Below are 20008 nucleotides of genomic sequence, written 5' to 3'. Positions count from 1 at the left end.
ATCCTGAGGTGCCGGAGCGAAGCGGAGGCCTCGAAGGACGGCGGCGTGCCACCGAGGGTGCATCTCGGCCACGCATCCTTCGAGGCTCGCAAGGGCTCGCACCTCAGGATGACGGGTCTAGTACCGTGACGCAGGACAAAGAACCGGTATCCGCCGAAGACTCCCTCATCGCGCGCTATTTCAAGCCGCTGGCGACCGATCCCGGCGCGCTAGGGCTGGTGGACGATGCCGCCATCCTGAAATCCCAAGGCGAGGATATCGTCGTCACCACCGATGCGGTGGTGGAGGGCGTGCATTATCTTGCCACCGATCCGCCCGACACCATCGCGCGCAAGGCGCTGCGGGTGAATCTGTCCGATCTCGCGGCCAAGGGCGCGACCCCTGCCGGCTTCGTGCTGACGCTGGCGCTGCGCAGCAAGGAGGACGCCTGGCTCAGGCCGTTCGCGGATGCGCTGGGCGAGGACGCGAAAACATTTGCCTGCCCGCTGCTCGGTGGCGACACGGTGTCGACGCCGGGGCCGCAGATGATCTCAATCACCGCCTTCGGCCGCGTGCCGCGGGGGCAGATGGTCGGCCGCACCGGCGCAAGGCCGGGTGACCGCATCCTGGTGACGGGGACAATTGGGGACGCCGCGCTCGGCCTTGACGTGCTCAAGGGCGGCGAGGCGGCGGTCGCGCTGGCCTCCGATCCGCACGCGTGCGAGGTGCTGATCTCGCGCTATCGCGTGCCGCAGCCGCGCAATGGTCTCGCGCAGGCGGTGCGTAAGCATGCGACGGCTGCGATGGATGTCTCCGACGGCCTTGCCGGAGATCTGACAAAGCTCTGTGCGGCATCAGGCGTCTCGGCCACGATCGACGTGGCGAGCGTGCCGCTCTCTGGCTGCTGCGGCCGGCCTGATCGCGGCCAACGTCGTTTGCGTTGAGACGCTGCTGGCCGGGGGTGACGATTACGAGGTGCTGTGCACAGTGCCGCCGGCGCAAGGCGACGCGCTGATTGCCTTGGGACGGGCAGCAGGCCTTGCCGTCACGGCTATCGGCACGATCGTCGCGGGCCATGAGCGGCCGCGCTTCCTGGACGGGCAGGGCCAGGAACTGGTCTTGAAGCGGCTGTCCTACAGCCACTTCTAGGAATTGCCCCAAACCGGCGTCCAGTCTCTCCGACTGAGCCTAAATACCTGCCGAGATCGGCTTTTTCGCCTTATCCGGCGTTGCACCCTCAATTTGATTTTGGCAAGCTTGTGACCGACTAGGGCCGCGCCTTCGGGCAAGGGCGGCCTTGTTCAACATCAAGGCGCCGCACCGCACGACGGAAAATAAAAGGCGCCGGGGGTACGTTCATCAAGGATCTGAGGCAAAAAATCACATGACAGCATTATGGGTTGATTGTGCTCTGCGGAGTGCTTTCCGTCGTCTACGCGATCTGGGCGACATCTTCGGTTTTGAGTGCGGATGCGGGGTCGCCGCGCATGCAGGAGATCGCGGAGGCAGTACGCGAAGGCGCACAGGCCTACCTGCGGCGTCAATACACCACGATCGGTATCGTCGGTATCGTCATTTTCGTGCTGCTTGCCTATCTGCTCGGTCTCTATGTCGCGGTCGGCTTTTTGATCGGCGCCATCCTGTCGGGAGGGGCCGGCTTCATCGGCATGAACGTCTCGGTCCGCGCCAATGTGCGCACCGCGCAGGCGGCGACGACATCGCTTGCCGGCGGCCTCGAACTCGCCTTCAAGGCGGGTGCGATCACCGGCATGCTGGTGGCGGGTCTCGCGCTGCTCGGCGTGACCCTCTATTTCGGCTTCCTGGTCCATTCGCTGAAGCTCGCGCCCGATAGCCGGACCGTGGTTGACGCGCTGGTGGCGCTCGGCTTCGGCGCCTCGCTGATCTCGATCTTCGCCCGTCTCGGCGGCGGCATCTTCACCAAGGGGGCGGACGTCGGCGGCGACCTCGTCGGCAAGGTCGAGGCCGGCATTCCCGAGGACGATCCGCGCAACCCGGCGACCATCGCCGACAACGTCGGCGACAACGTCGGCGACTGCGCCGGCATGGCTGCCGACCTGTTCGAGACCTATGCGGTGACCGCGGTCGCCACCATGGTGCTCGCGGCGATCTTCTTCGCCAAGACGCCGATCCTGATGGATATGATGACGCTGCCGCTCGCCATCGGCGGCATCTGCATCATCACCTCGATCATCGGCACCTTCTTCGTGAAGCTCGGGCCGAGCCAGTCGATCATGGGCGCGCTCTACAAGGGCCTGATCGCAACCGGCATCCTGTCGCTGGTCGGCATCGCCGGCGTGATCCATTACCTGATCGGATTCGGCAAGCTCGACGGCGTCGACTACACCGGCATGGCGCTGTTCGAGTGCGGCGTGGTCGGCCTCATCGTCACCGCGCTGATCATCTGGATCACTGAATACTACACCGGCACCGACTATCGTCCGGTGAAGTCGATCGCCCAGGCCTCGGTGACCGGCCACGGCACCAACGTGATCCAGGGCCTTGCCATCTCGATGGAATCGACCGCGCTGCCCGCGATCGTCATCATCGCCGGCATCCTTGTCACCCACAGCCTCGCCGGCCTGTTCGGCATCGCGATCGCGACTGCCACCATGCTGGCGCTGGCCGGCATGGTCGTCGCGCTCGACGCGTTCGGTCCAGTGACCGACAACGCCGGCGGCATTGCCGAGATGGCGGGCCTGCCGAAGGAGGTGCGCAAGTCGACCGACGCGCTCGACGCGGTCGGCAACACCACCAAGGCGGTGACCAAGGGCTACGCGATCGGCTCCGCCGGTCTCGGTGCGTTGGTGCTGTTCGCGGCCTACAACCAGGACCTCAAGTTCTTCGTTGCAGACTCCGCGCACCATCCTTACTTCGCCGGCCGTCAATCCGGACTTCTCGCTCAACAACCCCTACGTGGTGGTGGGCCTGCTGTTCGGCGGTCTGTTGCCGTATCTATTCGGCGCGATGGGCATGACGGCTGTGGGCCGCGCGGCGAGCGCGATCGTCGAGGAGGTGCGCCGGCAGTTCCGCGAGAAGCCGGGCATCATGCAGGGCACCGACAAGCCGGACTACGGCAAGGCGGTCGACCTGCTCACCCGTGCGGCGATCAAGGAGATGATCATCCCCTCGCTGCTGCCGGTTCTATCGCCGATCGTGGTTTACTTCCTGATCTACGCCATCGCGGGCGGCGGCGTGGCCGGCAAGTCGGCGGCGTTCTCGGCCGTGGGTGCGATGCTGCTCGGCGTGATCGTGACGGGCCTGTTCGTCGCGATCTCCATGACCTCGGGCGGCGGCGCCTGGGACAACGCCAAGAAGTACATCGAGGACGGTCATTTCGGCGGCAAGGGCAGTGATGCTCACAAGGCGGCCGTGACCGGCGACACCGTCGGCGATCCCTACAAGGACACGGCAGGTCCCGCGGTGAATCCGATGATCAAGATCACGAACATCGTGGCGCTGCTGCTGCTGGCGATTTTGGCGCACTGAGCGGCGCGAACGAACAAGACAAAACCCCGCGGCGTGAGCCGCGGGGTTTTCTGTTCGATGGGTTGGATGCTTTCACCCCGTCATTGCGAGGAGCTCTTGCGACGAAGCAATCCAGGGTCTTTCCGCGGAGGGATTCTGGATTGCTTCGCTGCGCTCGCATGACGGAAGTGACGCCTACTGCACGTCCATCTGCAGCCCTTCCTTCTGGATGATGCCGGCGAACTTCTTCGTCTCGACGTCCGCGAATTCGGCAAACTGCTGCGGCGTGCCGTAGTCGGCACGGGCGCCCATAGCGACGATGTTCTTCTTGATGTCGTCGCGCTCGAGCATCGCCTTCACCTGGAGATTGAGCGCCTCGAGCACGGCAGGAGGAACGCCCTTCGGCAGGAAAACCCGAGAACCACGACGAGACGTCGAAATTCGCCAGCTCCGGCGCACTCTCGCGCATGGTCGGCAGGTTCGGCGCGAGATCGCTGCGCTCGGTCGTGGTGACGCAGAGGCCGGTGAGGGTGCCGTTCTGCACCTGCGGCAGGCTCGGATAGAGGTTGTCGAACAGAATCTGGATGTCGCCGGCGAGCGCCGCCTGGAGCGCGGGACCGGCGCCGCGGAACGGGATATGCGTCATCTTCAGGCCGGTGAGCTGGAGGAACCAGGCGCCGGTGAGGTGAGGGCTCTGGCCGACGCCGGAGGAGGCGTAGCTGAGCTTGTCCGGATTGGTTTTGAGATAGGCGATCAGCTCGGCGATCGACTTGATGCCGGTCTTCGGATGCGCCGAGACGATGTTCGGGATCCGGATCATGTTGGAGACCGGCTGGAGCTGGTCCGGCTTGTAGGTGAGGTTCTTGAAAATGCTGTAGGCGATTGCGTTCGGACCGGGATTGCCGATCAGGATGGTGTGGCCGTCCGGCTTCGAACGGACCACCTCGGCCGCGCCGATCGTGCCGCCGCCACCGGAGCGGTTTTCAACGACGGCCGACTGGCCCCAGGCGGTCTGCAGATGCGCGGCCAGGAGCCGGCCCATCACGTCGGTCGAACCGCCGGCGGCGGCGGGCACCACGACGCGGACGTTTTCGGTGGGTTTCCAGTCTGCCAGGCTCGATCGCGGCAGGATCGCTGCGGCCGAGAGGCCGGCAGCACCGGTGAGCACGCGACGGCGGGACAGCAATCTATTGGGCACGAATCCACTCCCTGCTTCTTGTTTTGCAAGGAGCGTATGGAACAGGACGCGCAACGGCAAGTCGCACGCAGCGGCACGACGCCGCAGGCTGAAGGCTCAGTTAAAGCTCAGCAGCTTGAAGATCGGCGTGAGGTAGCTCATCTCCTGGCCCGACGTCGCCGTGGTGCGGCTGACGAAGTCGAAGATCTTGCCGTCCTGGAGACCGTAATTCGCAAGCCGACGCACGCGTCGCGACTTGTCGAAATAGACGGCGATGACGCGCTGGTCGACCACCTTCTGGTTCATGAAGGCGACCATGCGCTCCGAGCGCTGCGAGATATAATAGAACACCTCGCCGTCGAGGGTTGCGACCGTGGAGGGGGTGCCCATCACGATCAGCACCTGATCCTGGCTCGCGCCGATCGGAATTTGCTCCAGCGCGTTGGGCGGCAGGATGTAACCCTTCTGGAACTGCTCGCCGGTGCAGCCGGCAAGCGCAACGCCAACCAGGGCCGTGGCCGCGAACAGGCGCAAGCCGCGCCAAAGTGCTTGAACGCCGCGCCGCTTGTCCGCGCGCAGGCTGGTCTGGTTCGTTATCGTCATAGCGGAACTGATTCCGTCCCCTTGCGTCGCGCGAGGCGCTGAAGTACCGGGCGGAGACTCTGAATGCAACACGCGCGCGCCCGCTTGCGGAAACCACAATGTTTTGGCCGTTCAATCACTTCAGGAAACCCCGGCTAGCCTCGCCGGGCACCATTGAAGCCATCTATGGCATGATCGTGACGCAGGCGCGAGAACCCATATTTTACCGCGACTTGGGCGTGCCGGATACGGTTAACGGGCGTTTCGACCTGTTGCTGCTGCATCTCTGGCTGCTGCTGCGCCGCCTGCGCACGGTCCAGCACGCTTCCCAACAAGGCGCCGCCGAGCTGTCGCAGGCGCTGTTCGATCGCTTCTGCGAGGACATGGACGACAATCTGCGCGAGATGGGGATAGGCGACCAGACCGTGCCGAAGCGGATGCGGGCCTTCGGCGAGGCCTTTTACGGCCGGGTCCAGGCCTACGACCAGGCCATGGAAGGCGGCGACGCGACGCTGGCATCGGCGATCTGCAAGAATATCTTGAATGGGGCCGGCATGGATCAGGCGCAGCGGCTGGCGGACTATGCCAGGGCTACCGAGGCCGATCTGGGCCGGACCGGCGAGGCCGCACTGCTGGGTGCGTCCTTCAAGTTTCCTCCAGCGCTTCCTGAGGATGTCACGCCATGAGCCGACCGATTACAGGACCCGGGCCCGATCCCTGGCGGGTGCCCGTCGTCGTTGCACAGATCCCCGACACCGGGCTGCATCGCAAGCTCGAGGCCTCGGCCGCCGAGCGGCAGGCCATGGCCGAGACGGCAGGCTTGCGGGAGGTCCTCTCTGTCCAGGCCGCCTTCGACGTCGTGCCGAAAAGCGGCAACCGGATCCAGGTCACCGGGCACGTTCACGCCCGGATCGGCCAGATCTGTGTGGTCACACTCGACCCGATCGAGAGCGAGATCAAGGAAGAGGTGGACCTTATATTCGCCCCGGAGGCCGAGGTGCGCCGGCTGGCCGATCTGATGGAGGAGGGGCAGAACGATAAGGAGCACGTCGCCGATCCGCCGGAGGCGATCGTCAATGGCATCATTGACCTCGGGAGGCTTGCCACCGATGCGCTGTTCCTGGCGGTCGATCCCTATCCGCGGAAGCCGGGGGTCGTGTTCGAGGTGGAGGCCACCGCCCCCGATCCCGAGGACCATCCCTTTGCGGTACTGAAGGCCCTTCAGGACAAGAAGAAAGACAAATAGGTGCCGTCTTCCCCAGAAGACCGCTTTGCCAGGGGGCGTGAGGTGTTTGCGGCGGCGCTTTGAAAGGTCGAGTTATCTATCTGATTTCTATATACTACCTGTGAAATCGTCCGTCCGCAGCCGGATCGTCCCGGATGCAAAAGGCTGGGGGCAAGAGGTTGTTTCGGGATAACAAAACGCTATTGTCGCGGCCCGGCCCGGGTGCGCGTGGCGCTTGGCCGACCGCCATGTACATGGATGGCGAACCCACTTTGCGGCCCCGCTCGTTCAAGACCGCACCAGACCAGGTTTCCAGGACTTTTATGCCAAGCAAGGTTCGCATCGCGCTTGACGCCATGGGGGGCGACGCCGGCGCCGCCGTGGTCATTCCAGGAGCCGCCATCTCGCTCCAGAGGCATCGCGAGATCGAATTCCTGCTGGTCGGGGACCGCGCCAAGATCGAGCCCGAGCTCGACCGCCACCCCGCGCTGAAGGCCGCCTCGAAGATCATCCACACCGACGTCGCGGTCAGCGGGGAGGAAAAGCCGAGCCAGGCTCTGCGGCGTGGCCGCAAAACCTCCTCCATGTGGCTTGCCATCGATGCGGTGAAAAAGGGCGAGGCGGATGTTACGGTCTCTGCCGGGAATACCGGCGCGCTGATGGCGATGTCGCGCTTCCACCTGCGCACGCTGCCCGGCATCGACCGTCCGGCGATCGCCGGTATGTGGCCGACCAAGCGCGGCGATTCCGTCGTCCTCGACCTCGGCGCCAGCATCGGCGGCGATGCGCACCATCTGGTGTCGCTCGCCATCATGGGCGCGGCGATGGCGAGCGTGTTGTTCAACAAGAGCCGTCCCACGGTCGGCCTGCTCAATATCGGGGTCGAGGAGATCAAGGGGCACGAGGAAATTCGCGAAGCCGGCGAAATCCTGCGTGCCAGGAACCTGCCGGAGCTCGACTATCTCGGCTTCGTCGAGGGCGGCGGCATTGGCCAGGGCGTAGCCGACGTCATCGTCACCGAAGGCTATAGCGGCAACATCGCGCTGAAGGCTGCCGAGGGAACCGCGCGGCAGATGGCGGAATTGCTCCGCAACGAGATGATGCGAGGCTGGATGTCCAAGCTCGGCTATCTCCTGGCGCGCGGCGCCTTCCAGGCGCTGCGCAACAAGATGGATCCGAACAAGTCCAACGGCGGCGTGCTCCTGGGATTGAACGGGATCGTGGTCAAGAGCCATGGCGGAATCAGCGCCGAAGGCTTTGCCTATGCGATCGATGTTGGCTATGAGATGGTGAAATTCGATCTTCTCAACAAGATCAATCAGATGCTCAACCGCGAGGGTGGTGCACTCAATTTCGTGCCGACCGCGCCGGAGGATGTTTCGTGACTCAAATTCGTTCGGTCGTGCTGGGCTGCGGCTCTTATTTGCCGGAGCAGGTGGTGACCAACGCCGAATTGGCGGCGCGCATCGACACGTCCGACGAGTGGATCGTGCAGCGCACGGGCATTCGCGAGCGGCGTATCGCTGCCGAGGGCGAGTTCACCTCGCATCTGGCGCTCAAGGCGGCGCAGGCTGCGCTCGCCGACGCCGGCGTGGACGCGCAGTCGATCGAGCTGATCGTGCTCGCGACCTCGACGCCCGACAACACGTTCCCTGCGAGCGCGGTCGCCGTCCAGCACGGGCTCGGCATCAACCATGGCGCGGCCTTCGACCTTCAGGCGGTGTGCTCGGGCTTCGTGTTCGCGCTCGCCACCGCCGACAATTTCCTGCGCACCGGCGCTTTCAAGCGCGCGCTGGTGATTGGCGCGGAAACCTTCTCGCGCATCCTCGACTGGAACGACCGCGGCACCTGCGTGCTGTTCGGCGACGGCGCTGGCGCAGTCGTGCTGGAGGCGCAGGAGCAGCCGGGCAATGCCGCAACCGACCGCGGGATCGTGACCACACATCTGCGCTCCGACGGCCGCCACAAGGCGAAGCTGTTCGTCGACGGCGGGCCGTCCTCGACCCAGACTGTCGGTCATCTGCGCATGGAGGGCCGCGAGGTCTTCAAGCATGCGGTCGGCATGATCACCGACGTGATCGTCGACGCCTTCGAGGCGACCGGGCTCAATGCCGACAGCATCGACTGGTTCGTGCCCCACCAGGCCAACAAGCGAATCATCGACGCCTCCGCCCACAAGCTCCATATCGCGCCGGAGAAGGTGGTGCTGACGGTGGACCGTCACGGCAACACTTCGGCGGCCTCGATCCCGCTGGCGCTGGCGGTGGCGCGCAAGGACGGCCGCATCAAGCGCGGCGACCTGGTTCTGCTAGAAGCCATGGGCGGCGGCTTCACCTGGGGCTCCGCGCTGGTGCGCTGGTAGCCACAGTCGATAAAATTTTGCCCGAATCAGCACGATTATCGATGCGTCTGCATTGATGAGCGCTGTTGACCGGCGTATCGTAACCTCATAATTTCAGACAACAATTGTTCGCCGTGATGTGGGGCAGGGCGATGACCGATCAAAGTAAAACCGTAACGCGTGTCGATCTGTGCGAAGCCGTCTACCAGAAGGTGGGACTGTCGCGCACGGAATCGTCCGCCTTCGTGGAACTCGTGCTGAAGGAGATCACCGATTGCCTTGAGAAAGGCGAGACGGTGAAGCTGTCCTCGTTCGGCTCCTTCATGGTCCGCAAGAAGGGCCAGCGCATCGGCCGCAACCCGAAGACCGGCACCGAGGTGCCGATCTCGCCGCGTCGCGTCATGGTGTTCAAGCCGTCGGCGATCCTGAAGCAGCGGATCAACGCCCAGCACCGCACCAATGGCGACGGCAGCAAGGTACAACCCGAGGCCTAAACCGCCTTTCGGATAAGGATTTGGCATTTGGACAAGGCGCCGGATGCGTTCCGAACCATCAGCGAAGTAGCGCAGGAACTCGACATTCCGCAGCACGTGCTGCGGTTCTGGGAGACCCGATTCTCCCAGATCAAGCCGATGAAGCGCAGCGGCGGCCGCCGCTATTACCGTCCCGACGACGTCGACCTGCTCAAGGGCATCCGCCGTCTGCTCTACGGGGAGGGCTACACCATCCGCGGGGTACAGCGGATCCTCAAGGAGCACGGCGTCAAATCGGTGCAGGGCCTGGCCGACGGCGCGGCCGCAGTCTCGTTCGGGGCCATCGAGGACGCCGTCGGCGCGAGCCTGATGGAGCCCGAGGAGGAGACCGGCGTCCGCGGCGCCCGCGACAGCGACGATGACGACTACCAGGGCGAGGAGGAGGAGGGCATCGACTTCCGCTTCTCGGAGACCGACGACGAGGAAATCCTCACCACCTTCCGCAAGGGCGGCGCCCCCGCCGCGCCCGCCGGCCCCAGCGCCATCGACCGGGAGCGCCTCGGACGGGTGCTCGCCGACCTCGTCGCCTGCCGCGAAATGCTGGATCAGGCGCTGAAGGACGCCTGACGCCGGATTCCCTCAGCTTGGGGGCAGTTCCGGGGCCGTTCGGCAGAGACACCAAAATGGTGTGACCTCGCCTTGCGCAAACCGGCGATCCTAGCTAATGGAACGACGTTCGGAGCGTGGCGCAGCCCGGTTAGCGCACTAGTCTGGGAGACTAGGGGTCGGAGGTTCAAATCCTCTCGCTCCGACCATTTTTTCCAAATCATCTGTCGGGTCGATCGAGGGGCGGCGCGGAGCCAGCTGCCGACGGTGGCGCATGCGCCGCGATTAGTGGCGGGTGGCTGGTAACTGAAATGCTGAAAACAACCCCATGCACAGTAGCGAAGTCATTGGCGATATGACGTTTTTCCGAATCGGTTTGACGCGTCGGGCAAAACAGGGTCATTATGCCAGCCTGTGTGGGATCAGTTTGAGCCGGTTAGTTCGTTCTTGATCTAGCGCGCTAATGTGGAATCGCTCTCGCGGCAACGTGAGGCACACTTATCCCCAACGGCCAATGTTAACATGGTCGCTCGTGCCAGGACTAAGTTATGTTCTGCCCGAAGAATCACTTTGAATTTCGATGGGTTATACAGCATGGCGGAGTTTGGAGGCCGACGGCAGAGAGCCGGCTCAGGCAGCCAGAAGCGATTGCGCGCGGGTGCACTTTTCTGTGGAATCGGCGGTTTTTGCAGTGGCTTCGAGGCTGCCGGCTTTGAAACGTTATGGGCAAACGAGCTCGACCCATATGCTTGCGAAGTTTATCGCACGAACTACCCGCACATTCGACTGATCGAAAAGGACGTGCGAAAGCTCTCAGTTGTTAAGGACAAGCTGAAACCGGTAGATGTGCTGCACGCAGGCTTTCCTTGCCAGAGCTTTTCCCAAGCCGGCGCACGCGCGGGCTTTGACGATGAACGAGGCAAGCTATTTTTTGAGATCATTCGTCTCGTAAAGGAGTTCGGAAAGGATAAGCCGCGAGCGATAGTCCTTGAGAACGCGCCGTTCTTGACCATGGGCGAGGGGGGTGTTTGGATCTTAGAAATCACTCGACAGCTTCAGCGTGCAGGTTATTGGTTTCGGGAAAGCAGCAATTCCAAGCTCCTCGACCTCTTCGATCTCACGGAGGTCCCGCAGAAACGGGCTCGTTTGTTTATGGTTGCTTGGTCCGTCGATCATTTCAGTAATGGCCGGTTCGAATTTCCCGATTTAGGCAAGCCTCCGAAGAAGGATGCCTCGAAATTCATAGATTTCGACAGCGAAAAACCCGACGGCTATTACCTGCCTACGGATAATAGATACTACAAAATGATTAGTAAGGAAAAAGTGGACACCGAGACTCAGAAGCACGTCTACCAGTTGCGAAAGTACTTTGTTCGGCAGAAAGAACCAGGAGTGTGCCCAACACTGACTGCCAATATGGGGCACGGCGGCCATAACGTGCCGTTCATTTGGGATCGACGAGGATTGCGAAAGCTCACCGAATTGGAGTGCTTAAAGCTTCAGGGGTTTCCAAATTCGTTTGTGTTTCCAGAGCAAATCTCAAGAGCGCAGCGTTACGCTCAGATCGGGAATGCCGTTGCACCGCCGGTGGCCGAACTTCTCGCCCGAGCGGTGCGCACTAAAATCGTGAAGGAGACATAGGCGACGAGCAAGGGTGGGCGTGTCAACTTCGCATTCCCAGATTGTAATGACGCGCCACCCAAGTGCACGGAGTTCGTTTACCTGACGTTTGTGACGTTCGACATTGTTGCTGAGTTTTGGGTGCCAATAGCTTTTGCGGGATTTTGGCAACGAACTTCTCGGGCAACCATGCTGGTGCCAAAAGCACCCATGTACAAAGATAGCGGTGCGATATCGCTTCAGCACTATATCGGGACGACCCGGTAGAGATCGGACGTGTAGACGGTAGCGAAAACCCCTAGCATGCAACAGGCTCCGGACGACAAGTTCAGGCCGGGTGTTAGTTGATCTTATCGCTTGCATATTGCGCCTGCGTTGTAGGCCGGTATGTGTATCTACCAAGTGTCGCTGTCCTCTTCAGTTGAGCTGCGGTCGTTTGCGGTTAGACGCGTTGAGGTATTCTTGGGCTCGAATTTTGTTCCATTGTTGGGCGGCTTCGATTTGCTTCGAGGAGCTCGCCTTATATTCTGTGGAATTTCTTGCCTCAGATACTCAACCACCATCCTTGTCGTCTCGTCCACCAGCGTCCTCACCCTCCTCTGTGGTCTGCGCGACGGCTTCGATTGCGCTGACGCAGATGAAGGCGGCCAAGCCGGGCGGTCTTGCGCATCTCCTTGCGGCGGCTTTCGAGATGGCGCGCACTAAGTTGTGTCGACCTCGCGGTTGAAAGCTTCGACGTGTTTGAGCTGGCCGGTGCGCGGGATCGGTTCGGCGAGGACGCGGTGCAACTTCGATCTGGTCTAGCCCGACAGAGTCGATCTCACGGAGCGCGCCGAGGGCGGTGGGCGTGGCGGTCGAGCTGCATCTGCTCCGTGACCAGCTGCACATTGCGCGCCGATGGCGACGCCGGAGGGGCGGCGAGCGTGTGGGATCACTTGCGTGCGGTGGCTTAAGGGGAGGGTGTGATCGATGTCACAGGTCGCGCCGCCTCTATGGGTCTGGCGCCGTTGCCGCGGCGGGAAAAGGCATCCCCCGGGCGTTTCCTCATGTATCAGCAGTTTTGCGGAGCCTTAGGCGTGGCTCTTGATCTCGTAGTGACCCGGCACGCATTTGTAGCGATCGAGGCGCCAGTTGGCGTGATAGATCGGATGCTCGCCCATCCATTTCGCCAAGGGCGCCTGTGCGCCGATCGCGCACTGCATCATCGACATCTCGGGCGTCATGTTGCTGTCGGTCACGATTTCCTCGATGCAACTGCCTGAGCTGGCTGCACTCAGCCGGCAGAGCACGGCAACGACGGTCACGAACATTCCAGTCACCTCATCGGTTGTTTCTGACCACGAAGAGAATGCAAGCGGAGTGCCAGAGCCTGTGACGCAAACAACACGCTGGCCTGGCCGACTCGACCCAGCGTCCGGAGTCCATTTGACGATTCGGATTGTAAAAATTGCCCTAAAACCGAAGCCGGGCAAATACGGGGAACCGGGAACGGATGACTGCAGGGATGTTGAATGCTGGGGGCAGCGCCGCGCGGGCAGCCCTTCACAGGGCCTGCACAGCCGATAGGCTGGGCTCGTACGGATCCTCGCCAAAAGAGCGGGACCGTTATGGAAACGCGAGGACAGACCATGAAGGCACGACCGACCGGCGTGATTCCGCCGATGACGACGCCGTTCCGCAAGGATGGCGAGATCGACACCACACTCGTGGCGCCCCAGGTCGACTGGATGATCGGCGCCGGGGCGCATGGCGTCGCGGCCGGCGGTTCGACCGGCGAGGGGCATACGCTCGATCACGAGGAATATCGCGATCTGATGGAAGCGACGGTTGCGGCGGTGAAGGGACGCATTCCCGTGATCGCCGGCATTATCGTCGATTCCACGCGCGATGCGATCCGCCGCGGCAAGCTCGTGCGCGACATGAATGTCGCCGCGCTCCAGGTCACGCCGGTGCATTATCTGTTCAAGCCGGACGACGAGGCGATGGTGGCGCATTTCCGCGCCATGGCCGACGAGACCGGCATGCCCATCATCATCTACAACGTGGTGCCGTGGTCGTACCTTTCGCCGGCGCTCCTGACGCGGATCATGACCGAAGTGCCGCTGGTGGTCGGCGTCAAGCAGAGCGCGGGCGATCTGAAACTGTTCGCGGACCTGATGATGATGGCGCCGGACAAGCTGATCTACAGCGCGGTCGATGCGCTGATGTATCCGTCCTACACATTGGGGGCGCATGGTTCGATCGCCGCGATCCTGACCGCGGCGCCGCATGCCTCGGTTGCACTGTGGGATGCGGTGAAGGCGGGCGACCATCCGCGCGCGCTCGACCTGCACAAGAAGCTGCTGACGCTGTGGAACGCTGTGATCGCCGACAATTTGCCGGCCTGCACGCGCTATGCGCAGACGCTCCAGGGATTGCCCAGGACTTATCCGCGCGCGCCGATGCCGGAGGCCTCGCCCGCGCAGCAGGCGGCGGTCCGCAAGGCGCTGGACGGTCTCGGCGCGTTGAACGGAGCGCGCGTCGAAGCGGCCGAATAGTCCGCGCCCCGAAATAACTGTCGACCATGGCAGCGCCGATCCGCTTTTACCTGCGGATGCGGCGCTGCTACATTTTGCGCTGCGCCCCGATGCGCGCGGCGCTAGCTGTGAAGAAACATACCGACAAGGGGAGGGGCCGAAAGTCCCATGAAGGATTTTGCAGGAAAGATCGCCGTCATCACCGGCGGCGGTACGGGAATGGGACGCGAGCTCGCACGGCAGCTCGTCGCCGAGGGCTGCAATGTCGCCATGTGCGACGTCTCGGAAGCCGCGATGGCCGAGACCAAGCGGCTGTGCGAGGTCGAGAAACTGCCGCAGGGCCTGCGCGTCACGACCCATGTCGCCGACGTCTCGATCGAGGATCATCTGAAGCGATTTCGCGACGAGCTCGCCGAGCAGCAGAAGACCGACCGGATCCATCTCCTGTTCAACAATGCCGGCATCGGTGGCGGCGGCAGCCTGTTCACCAACACGCGCGAGCAGTGGGAGCGCACCTTCAACATCTGCTGGGGCGGCGTCTATCTCGGCGTCCGCACCTTCCTGCCGATGCTGATCGCGGCGGACGAGGCCCACATCGTCAATACCGCGAGCGTCAACGGCTTCTGGGCTTCGATCGGCATGGGGCAGGCGCACACCGCCTACAGCTCGGCGAAGTTCGCCGTGAAGGGATTTACCGAAGCTCTGATCAACGACCTCCGCCTGCACGCGCCGCACGTCAAATGCTCGGTGGTGATGCCCGGCCATATCGGCACCTCGATCGTGTCCAACTCGCGCAAGGTGCAGAGCACCGACGGTTCGGAGCGGCTCAACGCCGACGAGGTCGCGCTGACCCGCAAGCGCATGGTCGCGGCCGGCGTTCCGGATGCGGACAAGATGTCGGACGACGACGTCCAGGCGGTGTTCGCCGAGCGCGCGCGCAGCTTCCTTGAGGATGCACCGACGACCGCCGCGCAGGCCGCGAAGATTATCCTCGACGGCGTCAAGGCAGAGCAGTGGCGCATTCTTGTGGGCGAGGACGCAAAGCGCCTTGACGAGCGCGTTCGTGCTGCGCCGGAGCACGCCTATGAAAGATCCTTCTACGAAAGCTTTACGCAGGAAGTCGGCTGGCGGCTTGGTTGAAGCTGCTTGCTGAGGCCGTCGGCGAGCGCGCGCATATAAGTATGATGATCATCATGGCAAGAGGCGCGCAGGTCATTTACGTGCCACCTCTTGCAAGTGCTCGGCCACTTATGACGAATTGGAATGTCACGCATGCGACACATTCCATGCGTTCAAGCGATGGTGATCTCGAACGGCTCTCATTCGGTGCACGGCAGCTTGGTCGGGGAACTGAAATAGTTTAGTCAGTGATCTGTAAGGCGATGACCAGAGCGTAGCTCCCGATGATACCCGCATGTCTCTCCGACGACTGGATCCTTTGCCCGGAGCGAGAGGACATCTCCGCTGAATTCACGCGGCTCCTCACCGCGGCCCAGGAGGGCGGCGCCACGATCGCGGAATGCCTGATGATCGCGCGGCGGCTGAAGCGGGGCGAAGACCAGTCCTGGCATCGCGAGTGGAAGAAGCTGGCGCAGGCCAATCGGCATCGCGCCGAGGCCGCGTTCGCCGAAGGTCACAGGGCGACCGCACAGCGCAACTGGCTGCGCGCCATGAATTACTACAGTGCGGCCGCAATGCCGCTCGATCAGGCCGACGAGCGCCGCTGGGTCGCGGTGCTCGCGATGCAGGATTGCGCCCGCCGCTCCCTCGCGGCGCGCGACCCGGCCGGGGAAGTCGTGACGATCCCCTGGCTCGACGGACATTCGTTGCAGGGCTATTTTCTGCCCGCGCCGTCGGGAAGAATGCGTGCCCCGACCGTGATCTGCATCGGCGAGCCCGGCCACCGCAAGGAGGAGTTCCTGTTCAAGCTCGCGCCGCATGCGCGCGAGCGCGGATTCTCGTTGCTGGCGCTGGATCTCTTTGGAGACCAGCGCGACGATTATCTCGACGCGTTGTTGCGGCGCCGGGATCTCGAGAGTTCGATTCCGTGCGTCATGGACTATCTGGAGACGTGCAGCGACGTCGATTTCGATCGCGTCGCGATCGTCGCCGATGGCTGGGGCTCTTCCTTCGTGGCGCGCGCGGTGTTGCAGGAGCCGCGGCTTGCCGCCGCCGTCTGCGACGGCGGCCTGTGGGATCTGCACGAGCGGGCCTTCTTTGCCAGCCGGTTCGCCATGAGCGACGTCAGCATCGTCCCGGTGCCGCATGCTCCGCTGATGGCGTCCAGCGCTGACTGTCCGGTGCTGATCACGCTGGGCGAGGACGGCTGGCTCAAGGCCGATCGGGCGCGTCAGATCGTACAGACGTCCCGGCTCGGTAGCTCGGATGTCATGCTGAAGGTGTTCACCGCGGCCGAAACCGGCGCGGCGCAGGCCCATGCGGACAATCCTAGCCTTGCCAATGAATACATCTTCGACTGGCTCGAATCGCGGCTCGGGGCCGCCGGGCGCATCTAGAACGTCGGCGTCAGAAGTCGAGGGTCAGGCGGACGCAGGCCTTTTCGAGACGGGTTTTCAGCATCGCGAGCTTGGTGGTGAATTCCGTCAGTTCTTTCTCGTTGAACTCCTGGAAGACGAATTCCTTGATCGTCTTGTACTGCTCGTCGAGGCTCGCCAGGTGCTTCTGCGTCTTCTCGGTCAGGGACAGCCGGACCACCCTTGCGTCAGTCGGCGAGGGGCGACGGCGCAACAGGGCCTTCTTCTCGAGCAGCTTGGACTGGGTGGTGACGAACGAGGGATCGACGTGGAGGAGCTTGGAGACGACGTTGACCGGAATGCCGTCGTCCTTGTCGAGGTCGGAGATCGCCATCAGGATCAGCCATTGCGGGCCGCTGATGCCGAGCGTTCTCGCCCAGAACTGACGCAGCTCCTCCAGGTACATGTTGATCGACGATATCTCCCAGGTGAAGCGCTTGATGATATCCAGATTGCCGATGGAGCGGAGGCGCGCCCCTTCTTTCCTCGTGGCTGACACAGCGTCACTCCCGTGATCTGATTTCTTTGCGGCGGGTGTCCTGCAACTGATAGTCCACGCAAGCCTGCTCTGACGCAAGTGCAGAGCAGGGTGATTTTGTCACTAAAACTACAAACATGATCTGCTCAGCTGAATCGCTCCTCCCGGGTGTTGCGCGCGGGGCACAGGTTTAGTGAAACGCATAAGGCTGACTAAATAAACTATTTTGATTAGGGAACGGCGCATGCATATTGATCCGTGACGGTGGGGGTACTCGATCGTCCCGTTGCAGGTGGTCCGCTCACGTCCCTCGCGTCGAAAGCGGGTGTGTCCGAAAGCGCGAAGCGGCCGAGCGGATTTAGAGACGGGGATCTGGGGGGCCTCACGGTCCAGTCTCCGTAAAATGAGCAACTTGGAGGTTTTAAATGAAAATGGTGAAGAGCCTTTTGCTCGGCACTGCGGCGGGTCTGATCGCCGTCGGTGGAGCTCAGGCGGCTGATCTTCCGGTCAAGGCCAAGGCGGTCGAGTACGTGAAGATCTGCACGCTGTACGGCGCGGGCTTCTATTATATCCCGGGCAGCGATACCTGCATCAAGCTCGGCGGCTACCTGCGTGCTGAAGTTGCGCTCAATGCGGGTGGCAACTACAGCGGTGCGTATAGCAGTGTTGCCGCTGCGAACAACCGTCTGGCGAACTACTACTCGACTCGCGCTCGCGAGGACCTCAACATCGATACACGTACCGCGACCGAGTACGGCGTGGTTCGTACCTATTTTGACGCGGTGTTCACCTGGACGACCGACATTTATACGGGAAGCGGCACGACGCCGGGTGCGACCGTTTACTCGCAACTCGGAAGTACCGGTGTGTCTGCGCCGAACAACGCAAGTTCAGGCACGATCTCGGGCGGTTCGCTTGGCGTCTACTACGCCTTCATCCAGTTCGCCGGCTTCACCATGGGTAAGTCCGTGTCGCAGTTCGACGCGCCCTGGATCAACTATCCCGGCAACAACTTCGACCAGCTCGTCGGCGGCAGCGGCACCACCAACGGTGTCAATCAGTTCACCTACACTGCCGATTTCGGTCAGGGCGTGACGGCGTCAATCTCGGCGCAGGACCAATCGCTGGCCTTCCAGACCAACGTCTGGAACACAGCCGCCATGTCCACGGCCGGCGTTCTCGGCGGAGCTTATGGCGCGAACGATCTCGGTGGCACCACTGCGCCCGACATCGTTGGCATGGTCCGCGTCGACCAGGCCTGGGGCCTGTTCCAGGCATCGGTTGCTGCACACGACAACCATGTCGGCTACTACGGCGCAACCGAAGCCACCGGTCACCCCGAGGACAAATGGGGCTGGGCGGTCCAACTCGCACTGTCGATCAAGAACATTCCAACGGGCGCGGGCGACCAGATCAACATTTCGGGCGTCTATACCGATGGCGCGAGCCGCTACAACTTCCAGGAGCTGGCAGCGACCAGCTACTCGATGTTCGGCAGCTCGAGCTCCGCTTATCAGAGCATCGGCTTTGCCGGCGTGTCTGATGCGGTGTTCGGTGCCGGCGGCGGCCTCGAGCTGACCAAGACTTACGGCTTCCGTGGTGCCTACACCCACAATTGGAATCCGTACTGGAACTCGGCGCTCTATGGTGCGTGGGCTGCGGTCAACTACAGCGGCACGGCGAAGGGCCTGATCTGCGGAAGCGCTGCGTTTGCTTCGCTGACCGGTACCTGCAACCCGGACTTCAACATTGGCCAGATCGGCGTCATCACCCGCTGGACGCCGGTCAAGAACCTGACCTTCTCGGCTGACTTCGTCTACAGCCACCTCGACCAGAAGTACTCGGGAACGATCACGGCGCCGACGCTGGCAAGCGTTGCCAAGCCGGCGGCTGCATACGAGCTGAAGGACCAGGACACCTACAGCCTGCTGCTGCGCGCCCAGCGCAACTGGTAAGTTAAGGTCTTCGGATCTGAACTAGCCCCGGCGGGAAACCGCCGGGGCTTTTTACGAGATGGCTTTCGGAAAATCCGGCAGCCCGTGCGGACGACGAAGACGAGCCATGCGATTCGACCGGCCCCAAATTTATTTACTTACCTGAGTTACTAAGCTATATGGCTTGCAGCCGATTTACGAAAGTTGCGGCTCTTGGCTTGATGCTAAGCCTCCAGAAACCTCCGGCAATGCCCTGCCGGAGGTTTTTCGTTTTTGGGACACGGCTCAGCCGCGCATCACGCGCGCCCGGGAGTTTGGCCGGTAGGCGAGGCGGTTGTGGCCGGCGCAATAGGACTGGCCGTCGGATGCGGAGTTGCCGCAGAAGCAGAAATCGTCTGCGCCAGGCGTGGAGATCGGCCAGCGGCAGCGGTTCTCGGCAAGCTCCAGCAGCGAGCAGCGATTGGCATCGTCGATCGGGCCGGTGACTACGGGCGCGCCGGTCTCGCCATAGATCGTGGCGAGCATCTCATATTGCAGCCGCGGCACGGTCCGCGGCGCGCGCGCCGGCGCGGTGCCCCGGTTCTGAACCTTGCGGTCGTCGATAGTCCGGCCGCGCGTCAGATTCAGGCGGGACAGCTTGCCGATCACGGCGTTGCGGCTGACGCCGATGTCGGCGGCGATCTCGCGGCAGGAGAGGCCGGCCTCGAAGTGCTGTTTCAGAAGTTCGATTCGTTCGTCGGTCCAGGTCTGTGAAGAAGTCGATGAGAGAACAGGCATTGTAGCGGTCCCAGGTTGCAGATGTCGGCCATCCGCCTCTCGAGATCCGTCCGCCTCACGTCCGGCGCGCGCTCACGTCCTGCCATTGTCGCGAATCGACAAAAGCCCGTCCTTGATGGCGAGACGGATGCCTTCCTCGATCAAGGTACGTGCGACGCCGGGAACGCTGGTGCCGTGGGTGCCCTGTCTCACCAGCTTCTCCAGATAGGTAATGGTCGAGAGCGCCAAGGTTACGGGAATGCGGTCAGTCTCGGCTTTTTCGGTGGCCATGCCTAAACGC

General features: G+C 62.7%; 17 protein-coding genes, 1 tRNA gene and 3 pseudogenes. 14 read left to right on the top strand and 7 right to left on the bottom strand.

All coding sequences use genetic code 11. The features are described from left to right. Positions 1–125: 125 nt before the first annotated feature. Both thiL and ACVWYI_RS23685 read left to right on the top strand, forming a co-directional pair. Positions 126–1128 (top strand): annotated as a pseudogene (gene thiL, locus ACVWYI_RS23690) (thiamine-phosphate kinase). Positions 1129–1363: 235 nt separating this feature from the next. Beyond that, positions 1364–3486, top strand: a pseudogene (locus ACVWYI_RS23685) (sodium-translocating pyrophosphatase). Positions 3487–3660: 174 nt separating this feature from the next. On the opposite strand, the pseudogene ACVWYI_RS23680 reads toward ACVWYI_RS23685, so the two are convergent. Together ACVWYI_RS23680 and ACVWYI_RS23675 are read right to left on the bottom strand one after the other, a co-directional pair. Then, positions 3661–4663, bottom strand: a pseudogene (locus ACVWYI_RS23680) (Bug family tripartite tricarboxylate transporter substrate binding protein). 96 nt (positions 4664–4759) lie between these two features. Beyond that, entirely contained in the window at positions 4760–5245 is a 486-nt protein-coding gene (locus tag ACVWYI_RS23675) for an outer membrane protein assembly factor BamE (protein ID WP_456663345.1), read from the bottom strand. A gap of 98 nt (positions 5246–5343) precedes the next feature. Between ACVWYI_RS23675 and ACVWYI_RS23670 the strand changes: the two genes are divergently transcribed. From ACVWYI_RS23670 to ACVWYI_RS23635, 8 genes are all read left to right on the top strand, one after another. Further along, entirely contained in the window at positions 5344–5910 is a 567-nt protein-coding gene (locus ACVWYI_RS23670; protein ID WP_456663344.1) for a ubiquinol-cytochrome C chaperone family protein, read from the top strand. Then, entirely contained in the window at positions 5907–6470 is a 564-nt protein-coding gene (locus ACVWYI_RS23665) for a YceD family protein (protein ID WP_456663343.1), read from the top strand. Before ACVWYI_RS23670 ends, ACVWYI_RS23665 begins: the two co-directional genes overlap by 4 nt. Positions 6471–6772: 302 nt before the next feature. Then, positions 6773–7834: a phosphate acyltransferase PlsX gene (gene plsX / locus ACVWYI_RS23660; protein ID WP_456663342.1), complete on the top strand. Its 1062-nt coding sequence runs from the start codon at positions 6773–6775 to the stop codon at positions 7832–7834. After that, positions 7831–8811, top strand: coding sequence for a beta-ketoacyl-ACP synthase III (locus tag ACVWYI_RS23655; protein ID WP_247445486.1), 981 nt, complete (start codon positions 7831–7833; stop codon positions 8809–8811). The genes plsX and ACVWYI_RS23655 overlap by 4 nt, the downstream gene beginning before the upstream one ends. Positions 8812–8942: 131 nt before the next feature. Continuing rightward, positions 8943–9284, top strand: a complete 342-nt coding sequence (locus tag ACVWYI_RS23650) for an integration host factor subunit alpha (protein ID WP_026311906.1) — start codon at positions 8943–8945, stop codon at positions 9282–9284. Between the two features lie 27 nt (positions 9285–9311). Then, positions 9312–9890 carry a MerR family transcriptional regulator gene (locus tag ACVWYI_RS23645; RefSeq protein WP_456649640.1) on the top strand — a complete coding sequence of 193 codons (579 nt, stop codon included), beginning with the start codon at positions 9312–9314 and terminating at the stop codon, positions 9888–9890. A gap of 110 nt (positions 9891–10000) precedes the next feature. Continuing rightward, positions 10001–10078 (top strand) — tRNA-Pro (locus ACVWYI_RS23640). 385 nt (positions 10079–10463) lie between these two features. Next, entirely contained in the window at positions 10464–11510 is a 1047-nt protein-coding gene (locus ACVWYI_RS23635; RefSeq protein ID WP_456663341.1) for a DNA cytosine methyltransferase, read from the top strand. Here ACVWYI_RS23635 and ACVWYI_RS23630 read toward each other — a convergent pair. Both ACVWYI_RS23630 and ACVWYI_RS23625 read right to left on the bottom strand, forming a co-directional pair. Beyond that, the gene (locus ACVWYI_RS23630) at positions 11409–11891 is read right to left on the bottom strand and encodes a very short patch repair endonuclease (RefSeq protein WP_456663340.1); all 483 of its coding nucleotides are present in this window, start codon (positions 11889–11891) and stop codon (positions 11409–11411) included. The two genes, ACVWYI_RS23635 and ACVWYI_RS23630, sit on opposite strands and share 102 nt — an antisense overlap. Positions 11892–12559: 668 nt before the next feature. After that, positions 12560–12799 (bottom strand): hypothetical protein, encoded by a 240-nt coding sequence (locus tag ACVWYI_RS23625; protein ID WP_247349404.1) that lies wholly within the window; start codon positions 12797–12799, stop codon positions 12560–12562. Positions 12800–13117: 318 nt separating this feature from the next. Between ACVWYI_RS23625 and ACVWYI_RS23620 the strand changes: the two genes are divergently transcribed. The 3 genes from ACVWYI_RS23620 to ACVWYI_RS23610 all read left to right on the top strand — a co-directional run bounded on the left by ACVWYI_RS23620 (position 13118) and on the right by ACVWYI_RS23610 (position 16521). After that, a complete protein-coding gene (locus tag ACVWYI_RS23620; RefSeq protein ID WP_354104871.1) occupies positions 13118–14026 on the top strand; it encodes a dihydrodipicolinate synthase family protein in 909 nt (302 codons plus the stop codon). A 147-nt stretch (positions 14027–14173) separates the two neighbouring features. Further along, positions 14174–15145, top strand: coding sequence for an SDR family NAD(P)-dependent oxidoreductase (locus ACVWYI_RS23615; protein ID WP_456663339.1), 972 nt, complete (start codon positions 14174–14176; stop codon positions 15143–15145). Positions 15146–15408: 263 nt separating this feature from the next. After that, complete coding sequence (locus ACVWYI_RS23610) at positions 15409–16521, top strand: alpha/beta hydrolase family protein (protein ID WP_456663338.1); 1113 nt, start codon at positions 15409–15411, stop codon at positions 16519–16521. Between the two features lie 10 nt (positions 16522–16531). On the opposite strand, the gene ACVWYI_RS23605 is transcribed toward ACVWYI_RS23610, so the two are convergent. Next, on the bottom strand, positions 16532–17038 hold the full coding sequence (locus ACVWYI_RS23605) for a MarR family winged helix-turn-helix transcriptional regulator (RefSeq protein WP_456663337.1): 507 nt from the start codon (positions 17036–17038) through the stop codon (positions 16532–16534). Between the two features lie 404 nt (positions 17039–17442). On the opposite strand from ACVWYI_RS23605, the gene ACVWYI_RS23600 reads away from it, so the two are divergent. Then, positions 17443–18972, top strand: coding sequence for a porin (locus ACVWYI_RS23600; RefSeq protein ID WP_247349399.1), 1530 nt, complete (start codon positions 17443–17445; stop codon positions 18970–18972). Between the two features lie 264 nt (positions 18973–19236). On the opposite strand, the gene ACVWYI_RS23595 is transcribed toward ACVWYI_RS23600, so the two are convergent. Then, positions 19237–19728, bottom strand: coding sequence for a GcrA family cell cycle regulator (locus tag ACVWYI_RS23595; protein WP_456663336.1), 492 nt, complete (start codon positions 19726–19728; stop codon positions 19237–19239). 72 nt (positions 19729–19800) lie between these two features. After that, the gene (locus ACVWYI_RS23590) at positions 19801–19998 is read right to left on the bottom strand and encodes a hypothetical protein (RefSeq protein WP_007603456.1); all 198 of its coding nucleotides are present in this window, start codon (positions 19996–19998) and stop codon (positions 19801–19803) included. Positions 19999–20008 lie beyond the last annotated feature (10 nt).

The sequence above is a fragment of the Bradyrhizobium sp. LB13.1 genome (assembly GCF_054056815.1).
This window is presented reverse-complemented; position numbering and strand designations above follow the sequence as displayed.